The sequence below is a fragment of the Pelatocladus sp. genome, from assembly GCF_059505505.1.
Genome location: NZ_JCACKS010000200.1, coordinates 14374 through 30669 on the forward strand (window position 1 = coordinate 14374; position 16296 = coordinate 30669).

Annotated in this window: 13 protein-coding genes; 9 read left to right on the plus strand and 4 right to left on the minus strand. The window is 37.0% G+C overall.

All coding sequences use genetic code 11. From position 1 onward, the window contains the following. Positions 1-130: 130 nt before the first annotated feature. The 4 genes from AC5JMK_RS15385 (at position 131) to AC5JMK_RS15400 (ending at position 3820) form a co-directional block, all read left to right on the plus strand. Entirely contained in the window at positions 131-700 is a 570-nt protein-coding gene (locus AC5JMK_RS15385; RefSeq protein ID WP_096676595.1) for a roadblock/LC7 domain-containing protein, read from the plus strand. A gap of 103 nt (positions 701-803) precedes the next feature. Then, complete coding sequence (locus AC5JMK_RS15390; RefSeq protein ID WP_096676594.1) at positions 804-1268, plus strand: hydrocarbon-binding protein; 465 nt, start codon at positions 804-806, stop codon at positions 1266-1268. Between the two features lie 889 nt (positions 1269-2157). Then, the gene (locus AC5JMK_RS15395) at positions 2158-3042 is read left to right on the plus strand and encodes a DUF4388 domain-containing protein (protein WP_495910486.1); all 885 of its coding nucleotides are present in this window, start codon (positions 2158-2160) and stop codon (positions 3040-3042) included. A 109-nt stretch (positions 3043-3151) separates the two neighbouring features. Then, complete coding sequence (locus tag AC5JMK_RS15400; protein ID WP_495910487.1) at positions 3152-3820, plus strand: VOC family protein; 669 nt, start codon at positions 3152-3154, stop codon at positions 3818-3820. 6 nt (positions 3821-3826) lie between these two features. Here the strand turns inward: AC5JMK_RS15400 and AC5JMK_RS15405 are convergent, their stop codons facing one another. Then, entirely contained in the window at positions 3827-4402 is a 576-nt protein-coding gene (locus AC5JMK_RS15405; protein WP_096676591.1) for a GerMN domain-containing protein, read from the minus strand. Between the two features lie 347 nt (positions 4403-4749). On the opposite strand from AC5JMK_RS15405, the gene AC5JMK_RS15410 reads away from it, so the two are divergent. After that, positions 4750-7875 (plus strand): MFS transporter, encoded by a 3126-nt coding sequence (locus AC5JMK_RS15410; protein WP_495910488.1) that lies wholly within the window; start codon positions 4750-4752, stop codon positions 7873-7875. Positions 7876-7940: 65 nt separating this feature from the next. On the opposite strand, the gene rpsU is transcribed toward AC5JMK_RS15410, so the two are convergent. Then, positions 7941-8135 carry a 30S ribosomal protein S21 gene (gene rpsU / locus AC5JMK_RS15415; RefSeq protein ID WP_026721887.1) on the minus strand — a complete coding sequence of 65 codons (195 nt, stop codon included), beginning with the start codon at positions 8133-8135 and terminating at the stop codon, positions 7941-7943. Between the two features lie 121 nt (positions 8136-8256). Then, complete coding sequence (rbp, locus tag AC5JMK_RS15420) at positions 8257-8577, minus strand: RNA-binding regulator (protein ID WP_096676589.1); 321 nt, start codon at positions 8575-8577, stop codon at positions 8257-8259. A 284-nt stretch (positions 8578-8861) separates the two neighbouring features. Here rbp and AC5JMK_RS15425 point away from each other — a divergent pair, with 284 nt between their 5' ends. After that, a complete protein-coding gene (locus AC5JMK_RS15425; RefSeq protein WP_495910489.1) occupies positions 8862-9053 on the plus strand; it encodes a hypothetical protein in 192 nt (63 codons plus the stop codon). 24 nt (positions 9054-9077) lie between these two features. Beyond that, complete coding sequence (locus AC5JMK_RS15430) at positions 9078-10343, plus strand: HhoA/HhoB/HtrA family serine endopeptidase (protein ID WP_495910490.1); 1266 nt, start codon at positions 9078-9080, stop codon at positions 10341-10343. Positions 10344-10531: 188 nt separating this feature from the next. On the opposite strand, the gene AC5JMK_RS15435 is transcribed toward AC5JMK_RS15430, so the two are convergent. Further along, positions 10532-10807, minus strand: coding sequence for a hypothetical protein (locus AC5JMK_RS15435; RefSeq protein WP_096676586.1), 276 nt, complete (start codon positions 10805-10807; stop codon positions 10532-10534). Between the two features lie 2344 nt (positions 10808-13151). Between AC5JMK_RS15435 and AC5JMK_RS15440 the strand changes: the two genes are divergently transcribed. Both AC5JMK_RS15440 and AC5JMK_RS15445 read left to right on the plus strand, forming a co-directional pair. Further along, positions 13152-15194 (plus strand): polysaccharide biosynthesis protein, encoded by a 2043-nt coding sequence (locus tag AC5JMK_RS15440; RefSeq protein ID WP_096676584.1) that lies wholly within the window; start codon positions 13152-13154, stop codon positions 15192-15194. A gap of 104 nt (positions 15195-15298) precedes the next feature. Beyond that, positions 15299-16291 carry a methyltransferase domain-containing protein gene (locus AC5JMK_RS15445; protein ID WP_096676583.1) on the plus strand — a complete coding sequence of 331 codons (993 nt, stop codon included), beginning with the start codon at positions 15299-15301 and terminating at the stop codon, positions 16289-16291. The last annotated feature ends 5 nt before the right edge of the window (positions 16292-16296 follow it).

The following is a 16296-nucleotide window of genomic DNA, read 5'->3' on the forward strand; positions in this document are numbered from 1 at the left end:
ACAAATTTTTTATCCTGTTGTACGGTATTTTCCTTGTTACTTATATTGAGCTGTTTAAAGTCTTGGAGTCAGCTATTGACCCCAAATAATGCGATCCATCACGCTATTTATAGCCTGCTGTTTAACCGCTATGCTTCTGGGCTACTTACTCAAGCGATTGACTAAGGATGTTCACAAAATACCCTATGTGTCAACAAAAACACATTTGCCAGAATCAACAATTGCGGAAGATACAGCACAATCGTTACCAGTAGTAACGGTAGACTATCTGTTACCAACAACTTCTGATCAAGCTCATAAATCTGTACCAAAGATTGTGGAGGATAAATTTATGATTAACGTCTCAATGCTGCAAGACGAACTGCAAAACTTCGTGTCTGCTACCTCTGATATTCAAGGTGCGGCTTTAGTAAGTCCAGATGGCTTGGCTTTGGCTTCTGTGTTACCCGGTGGGATGGATGAAGAACGGACTGCTGCTATGTCTGCATCTATGCTGTCGTTAGGTGAACGCATCGGCCACGAACTAGTTCGTGGGAATGTAGAGCGTATCGTTGTAGAAGGAGAAAAAGGCTACGGTGTGTTAGTTGCTTGTGGTAGTGATGCAGTTTTACTAGTACTTGCTAGCGCAGGTGTCAAACAAGGCTTACTGTTTCTAGAGGTCAAACGTGCTGTTGCTAGAATTGCGCCTCTGTTAGCCTGACTAGGAACATAAAACAGTCCTTACACCAGTGTTTGGATTACTAATTTTGTATCTTTAAAGATTGCTATCTCAAATTGCATTCAATTGTACAGGAGCATCACATATGTTACGTCCTATCTTAGGAGATTTTAGCAGTATTGTCTGTTTTAAGGCAGCAATTATAGGTATGGAAGAGGCTTTGGGTGAAAAAGCAACTGCGATCGCCTTAACTGCGGCGGGTCGTTATCGTGGTAAAACTTTAGCTCAAGAGTTAAACCTAGCAAACTCCTCGATGTCCTTAGAGCAACTAGCCGACAAACTTGATTATGTTTTCGGCAAGGATGGCACTCGTCTGTGTATAGTCGAGAAAATTGTCCAAGAAGATAATGAGATCATCAAGGTATATACATCAGAAACTTTATGTTCCGCGGACGAACCTCAAGATTCAAAGCGTAAGTGTACCTACACCCTTGGTGCTATTTGGGGTGTACTAGAAATCGCTTTGAATCACCGACTGCAAGGTAAGCATACCGAATCTGTATTGCGTGGTGGCAAATACGATGTATTTGAATTTAACAAATTGTCATAGGTTAGTTGTTTAGCTGTTAGTTGATGTCGCTTACTAATAATTCACACCTGGTGCATTCTGCCATATAAGTATCTTTGTGTTCCAATTAATGCCGCAATAGACCATACCATTCAAAGTTTTTGATTGGGAATCCGTTTGCAGGGCTGAGTTTAGTCAACCCACATTTTTATTTACAAGCTTGAAACCATCGTTTTATAAGCATCTTGAAGACTAAAGTCTCAGATACACTTAACAAAATAGTGCTTAATCTGACAGCTAAAACTGCGTTTTTATTGATAATTAATGATTTACTAATAAAGCTTAAAAATAAACTGAGTAAATGCTCTCATAAATGTTTATAAATATCTCGGCAATAAATAAAAGGGGCTAGGGAATTAGAGCAAGCGATAATTTTTCCAAAAGACTTTAAAAGTCAGTATCAGTAGAAATTTGGGCGTTGCTGAATGCGGTATGAATCTGAATGTAGAGACACGATATATCGTGTCTCTACAAAGATTTTGGCATTATGCAAAATCATTTTCATACATGAAATCAGCAATGCCGAAATTTGAAAGCAAATCCATAGAATTTACTTGAGATTAATACTCTCACTTAAATTAAGAAGCATTTCTTATTTGTTAATAAAATTAAGCAAAAAGTTCACATTTTAGTTATACAGTTTACATATAGCAGTTCTATCAGATGAGTGTACATCCTAAAACTTGAAAGGATTTAGATATGAAGTTTAGGTTTACCTCACTAGTATAGAAAGCGCTATATTACTTCTGTGGCTGCGAAAGCTTAATCATAAGTAAAAATAAAAAAGTATGTATAAAACTTGCCGCAAGCACAGCTATAAATTATCAGGGTGCAAGTTTGAAAAAAATAGCTTTTTATAATACTTGAAACAATGAGTCTACATAGTTTTTTAACAGATTTCTCCTTGGCTGAATTGTTTCAGATCGTAGACCAAGGAAGAAAATCTGGTTGTTTAGTAGTTTGTAATTTACTATACGATCCTGCTTCAGTAGGTCAATCTCGATATTACTTTATTTGGTTCCGAAAAGGATGTATTGTTGCTGCGGCTAATTGTTTAAATGGCGAAGGTTTAATGAGTCAAATAAAACAACGCAAGTGGATAAAGCCACAAATAATAGATGAATATTATGCGATCGCACCAGCAACAATACCCTTTGGTTTACATCTCAAAACAGCAGGAGTATTGAATGCTGAACAATTAAATTTACTATTTGCCAGCCAACTACGGCAAATTCGGGAGCTTTTTGAAATTCAAAAGGGTGTATTTAGACTGGATAGTAAAGCAACTATTCCTGGAAAAGAAATGACAGGGTTAAGTTTAAGCGCCATTGAAGTTGCTCTGATGGCTCTAAGAACGCTAAAAAACTGGGATATTTTAGCTGATGCTCTCCCAGATATTAATTCGGCGATATGTAGCATTACCCAAAACAAACCCAATATTCACTTAAAACCTTTAGAATGGCAGGTATGGGAATTTGCAAACGGTACTATTTCTTTAGGTGCGATCGCTAATCACCTGAATCAGCTACCAAGTTTAGTTCAGCAAGCAGCTTTCCGGCTTAAGATAGCTGGTTTGATTGAAGAAATTCCTCTTGAGACATCTATTCCAGAATTGAATGATTACCCTTTAAATGTTAACAGCGTAGACTCCTCTGTTTTACTAAGTCAAAAATCCCCAGAATCAGAAATGACTACGCTCAGTACTTCGTTTTTGCACAATCTGGTTGGGTACTTAAAAAATAAAGTAGAAGTGTGATACCGTTTCCCAAAAATCCTGACACATATTAAATTTACTGTAAGGGCATACGGCGGTACGCCCCTACCCATGTATTTGTATGATCAAAAAAGTGAAAGTAGTGTGAAATATGCAGTTAGAACTTGATCATGTCTTTGTCTGTGTTGATCCACAAGCACCGGAAGCAGAAGTTCTCAAAGCTTTTGGACTTCAAGAAGGAAGACGTCGCACTCATCACGGTCAGGGTACTGCAAATGTTTGCTTTTTCTTTCACAATGCTTATTTAGAGTTACTGTGGCTGAATGATACTAACGAAATTCAGTCTCCAGTTGTTCAAGCTACAGGTTTATGGGAACGCTGTCGTTGGAAACAAACTCAGGCTTGTCCATTTGGTATTTCTTTGCGTACACTAATACCAGGTTCACAACTACCATTCCCAACCTGGGATTATTATGCACCTTTTTTACCACAGGGAGCTGCTATCCCTATTATTACCAAAAAGAACAATTTAGCAGAACCTCTGATTTTTATTTCGCCTGCGACTCAAAAACCTGCAAATTATCAGTTAGACAAACGTCAACCTTTGGATCACCAACCTCCATTAAATGAAATGACAGCAGTGCGAGTTTTTTTACCTGGAGAGCAAAATTTATCCACCGAAGTGACAAAACTAATTGAAGAAGGATTGATCAATTTTCACTTAGGCAATCGCAACCAACTCGAATTAGAATTTGATCATGGCAAGGAAGGTAAACTATATCGTTTTGACTCAACACTGCCGCTAGTAATTAAATGGTGAATGTGTTTATAGCACTATATCTTTACCTTGCTCGGTGAAACGAACATCTTTAATTCCCCATTGTGGGTTACTTGTGAGGGTTTTACGGAGACTACCAAATAAAGCAAATTGTTCACAACTCGATAGAGAAGTGATTTGACGTTGGGAATTGGGAGTGAGTCGTAAATCTACTGTAGCGACACCGTTTTTAATATTGACTCGATACCCAGAAAAGCTAAAGTCACCGTTATCCCGTTGATCTAAAATTTTACCTACCGCGCCTGTCACAGGTTCCTGTGCTGGTACTGTCGTTTTTTGGGGTATGAGTTCTTGACATTGTGCATCACTTGTGTATAGAGTGACATTCACAGTTTTATCTGTGATAGGTGATTCACTGTTGGGTTGAACGTTGAGCCTAGCTGCACTTTGAGTTGGTGATTGTGTAGCGGTTGCAGTGGTTTCACTGTTTGGAGTTGGTGATGTTGTGATGTTTAACTTAGCTTCATCAGTAGAATTAGAACTACAACTGCCAAGACTAGCAGCTATTGCCAAAACTATTACAGAGAAAATATATTTCTTGCTAGCGTTGATAACTTTGTTCATGATTTTTAGCCCTGGTTTCTTTTATTAAATTCAGCTTGACTACTAGTAAATCAGCATAAATTTAACAGAAAAAGCAGGAATTAAGAAAGATCATTTGTTCAGATCCCCGACTTCTTTGAGAAGTCGGGGATCTTAGGAATGCTATAGCAAATAACTACTCACAACTAAATAATAAATACCTAAGTCTTAAAAAAAATAAACATAATTCTTTTGAATCATACTTAAGGTAGAAGTGTTTATATCCAGAGGAAGTACCAGTTTGAAAAACTACTGGCTAGGGTGAAGAAGTAATCACATTTCCCGGGCAAAAGGAAGTGTGTAATTGAGTGAAAGTGAGGGAAATATTTATGTTTACCATTACAGAATTGGCTCTGAAATGGTGTCCCTTAGATTTTGGATTAGTACCGATTAATTTTGCTCAGGCGCTTGTCATTCCAGAAGAAGCAACTCTTGTTTTTTCTGGACCAAAGTTTTTGGTAGCATTCCTAGCAGGATTAGTCATGGCGTTTGCTTTCCAATTACTATTAACAAACTTTTCTGTAGCTATAGGAATTTCATCGGGAGTAGATTTAGATGCTGATGAATCAGAAAGTTTGGGGAGTACAATTCGCAAAGTAGAAGCTAAAGTTGGTTGGTGGGCGCTAATAACTGCAACTATTGCATTATTTAGCGCTTCTTTTTTAGCAGTGAAACTTAGTTTTATCAGCAGTGCTTTTTTCGGAGCTATTATTGGTGTAGTCATTTGGTCTGCCTACTTTTCAATATTAATGTGGCTCGGTTCAAATGCGGTCGGTTCTTTAATTGGTTCCGTGATCACTACTGTGAATTCTGGTTTACAAGGACTGATGGGTGTAGCAGGTACAGCTATTGGTTCTAACGTAGCGAAAAGCCAGATGATTTCGACTGCGGAAGATATTACAGCCACAGTACGTCGGGAATTAGCATCAGGTTTTAATCCTGACAGTATCCGCAATACATTACAAAGTTCTTTAGCTTCTGTACAATTACCACAATTAAATCTAAAAGAAATTCGTGGTCAATTTGATAAACTTCTGCGTGAATCTGATTTACAATCTGTTGCTAATAGTGATTTACTGCAAAATATTAATCGCCAGACTTTTGTTGATTTAATCAGTAGCCGCACAGATTTTCCCAAAGCAGATATAAATAAAATTGCCGACCAATTCCAAGCAGCTTGGGAGCAAGTTTTAAAGCGCAAAAATCCGACACAACAGGTAATTAATTTGCTCAAACAAGCTAGTCCTGAAGAGTTGAAATCTGAAAATTTTGGTGAACGACTTCAGGAATGGGTAACAGCAGATGGAGGTAATGGTAAGCAAAGTAATAGTGTAATGAAGCAAGCTTTTCAATATGGCTTAACTGCTGCTGTACCTGCTGTTGTCAACAGGTTAGACTTCTCTGAAATAGATGTGGATAAAATCAGTCATCAACTGGAAGATTTAAAAGACAAAGTTCAGGAAGTTGATGTTGAGAAAATAACTTCCCAATTAAAACAACTCAGAGATCAAGCAAACAAACAAATAACTCAAAGATTACCAGGACTACCTTACAATACTGTTAAGGCAGATGTAGAAGATTACATCCTGTATTCTTTACCTTGGCATTTCAATCGCATTACGATCGCAGACGAATTCAAAAATGTCATCTATGATCCAAATGCTGATCCTGGAACAGTCCGCCGCGAATTAGAGGAAATTAAGCCGGAATATCTGACTAGTTTGCTTTCGAGACGCGATGATATTAGTGAAGCAAGAATCCAGGAAATTTCTGAACAACTAGAAAACATTCGCCAGGAAGTTTTAGAAACAGTCCGTCAAGCTCAAACACGGGAAAAATCCCAAGATACACGTACGCGCATTGAAAATTATCTGCGTTCTACTGCTAAAGAAGAACTCAATTTAGAAGGTATTGAGCGAGATTTTGCAACGCTGTTGGAAGATCCAGAAGCTGGTTTTGAAGAATTAAGTCAGCGCCTTTCCCCATTCAATCGTGATACATTGGTGCAGTTACTCCAGCAACGTGAAGATATCAACGAACAGGAAGCAAATAATATTGTTGATCAACTCGAAAGTACTCGCGATCGCGTTTTGAATCGTGCTACAGAACTGCAAGAACAAGCAAGAACCCAAGCTGCTCAACTGCGACAAAGGGTAGAAGACTATCTGCGGAACACCAACAAAGAGGAACTCAACCCAGAAGGTATCAAGCGCGATTTTAGAACGCTGCTAGAAGATCCGCAAGCAGGAATTTCGACTTTACGATCAAGATTATCGCAATTTGACCGCGATACACTAGTAAAATTACTGAGTCAACGGCAAGATTTGAGTGAACAACAGGTTAATCAAATCCTCGATAACTTGGAACAAGTACGCCATAATATCTTGCAAGCACCACAAAAATTAGCTGATCAAGCAAAAGAACAATACCTACAAACTGCAAGAGCGATCGCACAATATCTTCGCAATACTAATTTGGAAGAACTCAACCCAGAAAGTATCCAGCAAGATTTAGAAAAATTACTCGAAAATCCCCAAGAAGGTGCTTTAGCTTTACGCGATCGCCTCTCGCAAATGGATCGAGAAACTCTAGTCAAATTGCTGACTCAGCGAGGAGACTTAAGTGAAGAAGATGTCAATCGTATTATTGACCAAGTACAACAAGCTATTGGTAAAATTGTTAGAGCGCCACGACGCTTGGCAAACCGCACTACTAAACAAGTTCTAGATTTTGAAGCTAATCTCGAAAACTATCTGCGGAATACCAATAAAGAAGAACTCAACCCAGAGGGTATCAAACGAGATTTACAATTATTGCTGCAAGATCCCCGCACAGGAGTTGGGAGTTTGAGCGATCGTCTAGCCAAAATTGATCGTTCGACACTTGTGGTGCTGCTGTCTCAACGTGAGGATATTTCAGAAACAGAAGCCAATCAAATTGTGGATCAAATTGAATCTGTTCGCAACTCGATTGTCGAACAATATCAGCAACTCCAGCAAAGGTTACAATCAATAATTGATGGGATTTTTGCTAGAGTGCGTAACTATCTTAATTCCCTGGATCGTCCCGAACTTAATTATGAAGCAATCCAGCAAGACTTTGCCAAATTATTTGATGATCCCCAAATGGGTTTGGAAGCGTTACGCGATCGCCTCAGTCAATTTGATCGTGATACCCTAGTTGCGATCCTCAGTTCTCGTGAGGATATTTCCCAAGAACAAGCTAATCAGATTATCGACCGAATTGAAGTGGCAAGAGATAGCGTTCTCCATCGTGCTGAACGTATCCAACAAGAAGTTAACAAACGCCTTGCTACACTCAAAGAACAAACCAAAAAGCAAGCAACAGAAACAAGAAAAGCCGTTGCAGATGCAGCGTGGTGGTTATTTAATACTGCTTTTGCTTCTCTAGTTGCTTCTGCGATCGCTGGTGCTTTAGCAGTCACTCAATTTTAGATTTTGGAATAATTATTGCTAAGGTCCCCGACTTTTTAAAAAAGTCGGAGACCTATAACCCAATTTTACCTATGACGAGAACCACCATTACGGCGTTGTTTGTGTCTTGCAACAGCTTTGCGCTTTTCTTTTTCTAATGGAGTCTCAAAGTGACGCTTTTTCCTCATATCTTGGAATATACCAGCTCTGGAAACTTGGCGCTTGAATCGTCGCAAGGCTGATTCAATCCCTTCATTTTCTCCTAATACTACTTGCGTCATTCTAATTACTCCTCGTATGGGTGGATATTTTGCATGAAAAAAGAAAAAACATTCCAGCAGAGTTGAGTCATTTTTTTGATCTGCTGGAGACTCTAAAATTTAAAATTTTTTATATAATGATTTAGTAACGACGATTGTTGCGGCCGCTGTCACCCCAATTTCCACCACCAGAAGAATAACTTCTTGGACTACTTCTTTCTGGACGAGGTCTAGCTTTGTTAACTTTTAAATCTCTTCCCATCCATTCAGCACCATCTAGCGCTTCAATAGCACGCTCTTCTTCTTCATCTGATTCCATTTCGACAAAAGCAAAACCACGCAGACGTCCGGTTTCACGATCTGTAGGTAGTTGAACTTTCTTAACTGTACCATATTCAGCAAAAACTTCCCTCAAGTCTTCTTCCCTAACCTGATAGGATAAGTTACCGATATAAATAGACATAGGGCATCTCCCAATCATTTGCTGTAGAGAGTTAGATTCGGAGAGACGCTTCTAAAAAATCAAAACGAATTTCTCAACCGAATATAAATCCTGTTACTGGGAGTATAACAAAAAAATCCTATGGTCACATCGCTGAATAAACAAATGTGCTTGGCATAAAATCTAGATTGTCTTAAGTTAATTTAAGCATATTTATCTGACTTAAGGGAAGGTTTGATGAGAATTAAGTTTTACACGGGGACACGGGAAATTTTTAATGTTAGATAGTGCAGGCTAAAAAATATTTGTGCCAAAGGTCTAATATTGCTGCTAGTATTAACGAAGCTATTGATACTTTTGCAAAAAATATTTATTTACCTCCTGTCGAAGAAGGAAATTATCTGGCATTTAGAAATTGGCATAATTCAAATAAGTTTCACATCAACGCCATATTTGTGCAACAAAAACTTCACAATGAGTATCTAGATTGGAAGTAACTTTAGAGATACTTCGTACAAAAAATGTTACAAGAACCACGCGATCGCGACAATTTATCAAACAACTTTTCCTTGTCTTCATCTACCGAAAAACCCCGTCGAATCACACCTTGGCGCAGAGCAGCTGTGAATTTATCGCTAGTATTGCTCGGTTCTGGAATGACATTTGCTGGCGGATATGTGGCCAATAACCACCAGCAAATGTCTAAGGATGCAAGTAATTTGGCGGTGACACCAGCTAATGCTGCTCTACCCTTACCAGTAAGCAACGATCCAAACTTTGTCACAAATGTTGTTCAAAAAGTTGGCCCCGCAGTAGTACGAATTGATTCTGCGAGAACCGTCAAAACTCGCTTACCAGAGGAATTTGACGATCCGTTCTTCCGCCGCTTTTTCGGGGGACAACTACCATCATCACCACAACAACGAGTAGAACGTGGCACTGGTTCAGGTTTTATTATTAGTGGTGATGGTCGCATCCTCACTAATGCTCACGTCGTTGATGGTGCAGATACGGTAAAAGTGACACTCACAGATGGACGTAGTTTTAACGGAAAGGTGTTGGGTAAAGACGAATTGACCGATATAGCAGTTGTTAAAATTCAAGCAAATAATCTGCCAACCCTAGCAATGGGCAATTCTGAGCAATTACAACCCGGACAATTAGCGATCGCGATCGGTAATCCCTTGGGGTTAGATAATAGCGTCACTACAGGAATTATCAGTGCTACCGGGCGCAACAGCAGTTTAATTGGTGCTAGTGATAAACGAGTAGACTATATTCAAACAGACGCAGCAATTAACCCTGGTAACTCCGGCGGTCCCTTGTTAAATGATCGTGGTCAAGTAATTGGCATGAATACAGCTATTATTCAAGGGGCGCAAGGAATCGGATTTGCCATTCCCATCAACACAGCTCAACGCATAGCCGAACAACTCATTACTACAGGGAAAGCCCAACATCCTTACTTAGGCATTCAAATGATCGGATTGACACCAGAGTTAAAGCAGAGTCTCAACTCAGACCCCAACATTAATTTAAGCGTCAATGAAGATCAAGGCGTATTAGTTGTCAAAGTTATGCCTAATTCACCAGCAGCAACAGCAGGTATACGTGCTGGTGATGTAATTCAAAAACTCAACGGTGAAACCGTAAAAGATGCTAGCAGCATTCAAAAAGCAGTAGATAATAGCCAAATCGGTGGAAACTTACGCATCGAATTGCGCCGTCAAGGTCAAACCGTCAATTTAGCCGTACAACCAGGTGCATTTCCCACTGCAATGAATTAATTTAACAACAAAAGGCACACTTGGATACTACGCTTTCTGTAAATGATACAGTTCCTTGTGTGCCTTGTTTTTGTTGTAACTACTTTTGTGTCAACTTATCTAAGGTAAATTTATTTATATTTTTAACCACTAGCGCCAAAATCATAAACCACAGTACTTTTGAATGCGTGACTTCCAACGTAGCAGTGCTAGATCATATAAAACACTAATCCAAATGCAGAGATTGCAACCAGCACAGGAACCGCAGTGCTAAATTCAAATTGTCTTGTTTTGAAAGTTTGTAAACAGTGTATGGGAATAACAAGCGGCCAGAAGATCGTAGCGATCGCCAACATTACTAAAGATAAAAACGTATCTTCGGGGGAATTAGCAGGATGACGAAAATGAAATCTTAACCAGTTCACTAAAAAATAGCAGGTCATCAATAGGTAACTAATAACCAAAGCTAATTGAACCTTGTTCATCTTGGATTCTCCTTAATTTATCTTAAAAGCCAGCGAAACCAATTAAATTTATTCATTACATATAGGATTCCTATTTAATTGTTGTTGGCGTAGCCTGCACTCTGCGCTTACATAACTCAGTACAATTTCTGCTCCCCGTTCCCTGCTTCCCGTTACCCTTATCCCCAGGCCCCACCTTCCTCGTTCCTTAGCTCAACCAGTAAGTTCATAAACCAAAGCGGATTCCTATAGTTTACATACTTTAATTGGCGTTAATTAAATGTTAGAAAAAATACTGTTATTTTTATCACTTACATTCTAAATTAAAATTTTATTCGTAGATAAATGTTAGTAGAGTTACTCAGATAGATAAATCAGTATAAGTACTGATTTTTGATTCCTATAACCAAAGAAGTTATTGCATAGCAATCTTAAATTAGTTGTGAAAATTGAGATGTCAGATCTCCGACTTATACCATCCGAGAAACCACCCTACGAGTGTATACAAGAAGTCGGGGATCTTGTTGTTTACAAATGATTTAGGAATGCCATAGCACTCTTTAGTAATCATTTTGTCCTTTTTCTCTATGAAAAAAGCAATATCAGGTTTGTCTTTTTTTTCGCTAGGGATTCATGTTCTCTAGCAATTGTACAAATGTTGCATACAAGTTCCATTTAAGTATCTCAATAGCATAATATAAGTAACAATCAAATTTGATAGGACAAGATGTCAACGACTCATGGCTAAAGCCGATGATGCTCTCTAGCTATGCAAGCTGGAAGTTTAAGTGATGTGATTGAACGTATGGCAAGCGAAAATCTACCCAAGTCTGAGTAGTAATGGGTAGCTTTGTTTAGAAATTAGGTTACAGTTGCACACCCTCTGCTTTAAAAAACCCTACGATTTCACGCCAAGCCGTACTAAGGTTCTTCATGATCTCAAGCGATAGCGCAAATGTTGCACATGAGTTGCATTTAAGGATCTCAGCAGTATAATATGTGTAACAATCTAAGTTAATAGGAGAAGACTTCAAAATTTTATGAGTTCAGCAATATTATTCCTCTCTTTATGCACTATATATATGTCAAATCCAGTGTTGCATAAAGTTGCATCAAAATTGCATAGAACTTGTAATTTATAATATAATATGCTTAAGACATCTAACTTGATTAAACAAAAAATATAATCATAAGTAACTAACTTTTTCAAGGGGGTATTATAAAAAATCAATATAATCATATTGAATAAATTACATAGAATATTCTGAATAAAAATCTCTCTTAGTGTAGTTGTAAAAGTAAGAAAAACTGAAAAATAAGTCATAAGATTCATGATACTTGCATTCAATTAAACAAAGTTATATTGCTGTTTAGTTTGAGAAAGCAGATAAACCCATAAATAATAAACTATTAGCTTAAAACAACTGATTTTTCTTGTTTTATTTGAGTTTTATTTTATATAAATAAATAATATAGACAGGTAAATTTTCTAAGTAATATTTACAGCGCTATTGACCAAAATTACTTGTTTTTATATTTCAAATACTTAGTTTTTTTCATGAATAGCTTATTATTATTATAAATAGATCTAAAAAGTTATGTATAAAAACACACTTTAAATATTTTTTAAACGCTCTTAGTTAGAAAAATAATTCTAAACAGTTTATACAAAAAATTAGTCAATCATATAAAAATTATTTTACGTGCGATCGCTTGTATTAAATATAACTTTATTATTACAATTGATGAAAAGCCTTTGTATATCTATTTTTTGTGAAACCAAAGTAAATATTAAAAATAAACTTGTTTTCATATTTTATAAAATCTAATACAAGCTGTTTAGCGAAAAACACGAGCATAAAAAAAAAGTGGCCCTAATAAACAGCTAAAGATTTTTATGATAGTCTTGAAAAGTGTTGATAAATTATTTCTGTTCATAGAGCAATACATCCAAGACTTAAACATTTCCTCTTTTTTACAAAATAGTTTTGACTGTCTATTCTCAGAGTGCGGTGTCTGTAGTGTCTACCAAACTTTATTCTGCGAGTAGGCTAGATAGTTTTTGCTAATCTTAACCCTTCAGTTTTCATGTTTTTTGCATGTTTGGATAAAAATAATCTGGTAAATTCAGAATTGCCGAATGATGAAATATTAAGCAATATTCTTATAATTAGTTTTTTGTTCTATCAAGTCATGTAATTTGATCTAATGTGTTTTTTGCTTAATTGATAATCGATACTCATTTGATGCTACAGAGCAAGCAGATTTATCTGTGGAGCCAACCAAAATCCAAAGTCCAAAATCCAAAATTGTTTGATATCCAGCCCAGATACTTGTTCAGAATGCGCTAGAGGTTTTTAAAGGTATGAATTTTTTATTTCTAATTTCTCACTATTTAATACAAAAAATATTAAATATTTTAGTGCGTAAATTTCTGAGGCTGAGAAATCGACACTTTTTGATTTTTGATATTATTATTTTTTCAATTACACCATTATTAGCTCTTTGCTTGCGTTTAGATGGACAACTGATTTTAGAAGCATACACACCAGATATAGTAAATGCCATAATAATTTTTTTAATAGTAAAACTGAGTATTTTTTGGTATTTTGGTTTTTATAGGCGTTATTGGCGTTATGCCAGTATTGAGGAACTAACATATATAGCTGTACTAGTAACAGCTATAGTTGTCATCCAAACTTTCTCATTTCATATTATTTACTACATACCATATATTGCCCTCAAAAAACTTCCACAATCACTACCATTCATTGATGGATTACTTTCATGCATTTTTATTGGGATGTTACGTTTTAGTATGAGAATTGTAGAAAGGATATGGCAAGGGCGTACATTATTTAACTCACGAGAACGAGTACTGGTAATTGGTGCTGGGAATGCAGGGGTTTCCCTAGTGCAAGAAATGCAAAGGAATCCCCAACTCAGTTTTTATCCTGTTGCCTTTATTGACGACGATCCAAGTAAATTACATGCACACATTCGCGGTATACCTGTAGTTGGCGATCGCTATAAAATTCCTGATGCTGTAAAGTCTCTACACATCCACAAAGTTATCATTGCCATGCCTACGGTTGCAGGAAATATCATTCGGGAAATAGTCAATATTTGCAACAGCAAAGGAATTCAAACCTTTACTTTACCAGGCATACATGAAATCTTGAATGGTCGCGTACGTGTAGATAGCATTCGGGATGTCCGAATAGAAGATTTGCTCAGACGCGAACCCGTGCAGACAGATATTGAACAAGTTGCCAAATTTTTGCATGGTAAGAAAGTATTGATTACTGGTGCGGGTGGATCAATTGGTAGCGAACTTTGCCGTCAAATTTTTAAGTGTCGTCCTGCTGAAATGATGCTTGTGGGACATGGTGAAAATTCTGTATTCAATATCCAACAAGAACTAGATCAACTTGCTCAAAGCCTCAAAAAGGATGGGGAATCCCTAGAAAATATCCCTCATATTTTCTGCTTCATTGCAGATATCCGCTTTCGCCATCGAATACAACATGCTTTTGAGCGATTCTCAGCAGACGTGATTTTTCACGCTGCGGCTCATAAACATGTCCCCCTTATGGAATTAAACTCTCCAGAAGCAATCACTAATAACGTCTTGGGAACAAAAAACTTGTTAGATCTCGCTCTGCAATATGATGTCAAACATTTTGTGATGATTTCCACAGATAAGGCTGTTAATCCCACCAATATTATGGGAGCTAGTAAAAGAGTCGCTGAAATGTTGGTATTACAAGCTGGTAGAAAAAGCAGTAAGCATTATGTCGCTGTACGTTTTGGGAATGTTTTGGGTAGCCGTGGGAGTGTTGTTCCCACCTTCAAAAAACAAATTGCCGCAGGTGGACCAGTAACCGTTACTCATCCTGAAATTCGTCGTTATTTCATGACTATCCCAGAAGCTGTTCAACTTGTTTTGCAGGCTGCTGTTCTTGGTAACACTGGTGAAGTCTTGATGCTCAATATGGGTCAACCAATCAAAATTGTTGACTTAGCAAAGGAATTAATTCGTCTTTCGGGATATGAAGTTCGTAAAGATATTGAAATCGTATACACAGGGTTACGACCAGGAGAAAAGTTATTTGAAGAATTATTAGTTACAGGAGAAGAATATGAACCAACTGAACACGAGAAATTATTGATTGTGAAGAATGCTAGTCAGATTGTTCCAGAAAATTTAGATGCCACAGTAGAAGCTTTGTGTCAAGCATCAGTAAAAAACGATGTTTACTCTATCATATTTTTGCTCCAGCGAATAGTGCCAGGATATAACCCTAAAACTTTAGAAAAACATTTATCAAATGCGTCAAGAAGTAGTGATGTCATGGCAAATTTCAATGGAAATATTTGGTCAAGAATTAAGCCAGAAGGTTCCTGATAATTTGGATGTTCAGCTCCCCGACTTATTATAGAAGTCGAGGAGCTATAACTCCTCAGACTACTAGTCAACCATATTTATAATTATTTAAAAGTAGCAAATTTATGCAGTTTCAAATAAATCAAGATATACAACCTCAAATAAAGCTTTCAAAAAAAGTGCAATTAATGCTGTGCTGTCCGTTATGTCATAGCCAGTTAGAACTGGGTCGCGAAGATTATCAATGTCAAAACCCTGAATGTAAAGTTCTGTTTCCCATCAAAAATGGTATCCCAATTTTAATTGATGAAAAATCAAGTATATTTTCCATTGAAGATTTTCTGAATGAGCGTAATACATTTTTTGATTTATCCCCAAAAAATAAGCTTTTGGAAGCTTTAAAAAGCTTGATACCTGAGATTAGCTTAAACATAAAATCTAGAAAAAACTACAAACATTTTGCAGAAATATTACTTTCTCTTTCTAGTCATCCCAAAGTTTTAGTGATTGGTGGTAGCATTTTGGGTAAAGGAACAGAAGCAATAGTAGATAATCCTAAGATAGAGTTAGTTGAAACTGATGTTTCCTTTGGATCTCGCACAACCATAATTTGTGATGCTCATAGTATTCCATTTGCAAATAATTCATTTGATGGTGTAATAGTACAAGCTGTATTAGAACATGTTGTTGATCCGTGGCAATGTGTAGAAGAAATTCATAGAGTACTAAAAGATGATTGTTTAGTCTATGCTGAAACCCCATTTATGCAACAAGTGCATGGAGGTTGCTATGACTTTACTCGGTTTACTTATTTAGGACATCGTCGCCTGTTTAGAAAATTTGAGGAAATTGATAGTGGAGCGGTATGTGGTTCAGGAATGGCATTAGCTTGGTCTTACTATTATTTCCTTTTGAGTTTTACAAATTCAAAATTTTGGAGAAAGCTAATTACATTTTTTGTCAGACTAACAGCATTTCCATTAAAATATTTCGATTGTTTCTTGATTGCTCGATTTGGTACTCTTGATGCAGCTTCAGCATTTTATTTTATTGGTAAGAAAAGCAAGCAAATTCTTACAGATCAAGAATTAATCAAACTTTATAAAAGAGCTAACTAAAGTTA

Excerpts from the sequence above, each read along its gene's own strand:
- rbp (WP_096676589.1), bottom strand. The coding sequence starts at position 8,577 with ATGTCTATTTATATCGGTAACTTATCCTATCAGGTTAGGGAAGAAGAC.
- AC5JMK_RS15435 (WP_096676586.1), bottom strand. The coding sequence starts at position 10,807 with ATGAACAAGGTTCAATTAGCTTTGGTTATTAGTTACCTATTGATGACC.
- AC5JMK_RS15410 (WP_495910488.1), top strand. The coding sequence starts at position 4,750 with ATGTTTACCATTACAGAATTGGCTCTGAAATGGTGTCCCTTAGATTTT.
- AC5JMK_RS15445 (WP_096676583.1), top strand. The coding sequence starts at position 15,299 with ATGCAGTTTCAAATAAATCAAGATATACAACCTCAAATAAAGCTTTCA.
- rpsU (WP_026721887.1), bottom strand. The coding sequence starts at position 8,135 with ATGACGCAAGTAGTATTAGGAGAAAATGAAGGGATTGAATCAGCCTTG.
- AC5JMK_RS15400 (WP_495910487.1), top strand. The coding sequence starts at position 3,152 with ATGCAGTTAGAACTTGATCATGTCTTTGTCTGTGTTGATCCACAAGCA.
- AC5JMK_RS15395 (WP_495910486.1), top strand. The coding sequence starts at position 2,158 with ATGAGTCTACATAGTTTTTTAACAGATTTCTCCTTGGCTGAATTGTTT.
- AC5JMK_RS15430 (WP_495910490.1), top strand. The coding sequence starts at position 9,078 with ATGTTACAAGAACCACGCGATCGCGACAATTTATCAAACAACTTTTCC.
- AC5JMK_RS15390 (WP_096676594.1), top strand. The coding sequence starts at position 804 with ATGTTACGTCCTATCTTAGGAGATTTTAGCAGTATTGTCTGTTTTAAG.
- AC5JMK_RS15405 (WP_096676591.1), bottom strand. The coding sequence starts at position 4,402 with ATGAACAAAGTTATCAACGCTAGCAAGAAATATATTTTCTCTGTAATA.
- AC5JMK_RS15440 (WP_096676584.1), top strand. The coding sequence starts at position 13,152 with ATGAATTTTTTATTTCTAATTTCTCACTATTTAATACAAAAAATATTA.
- AC5JMK_RS15385 (WP_096676595.1), top strand. The coding sequence starts at position 131 with ATGCTTCTGGGCTACTTACTCAAGCGATTGACTAAGGATGTTCACAAA.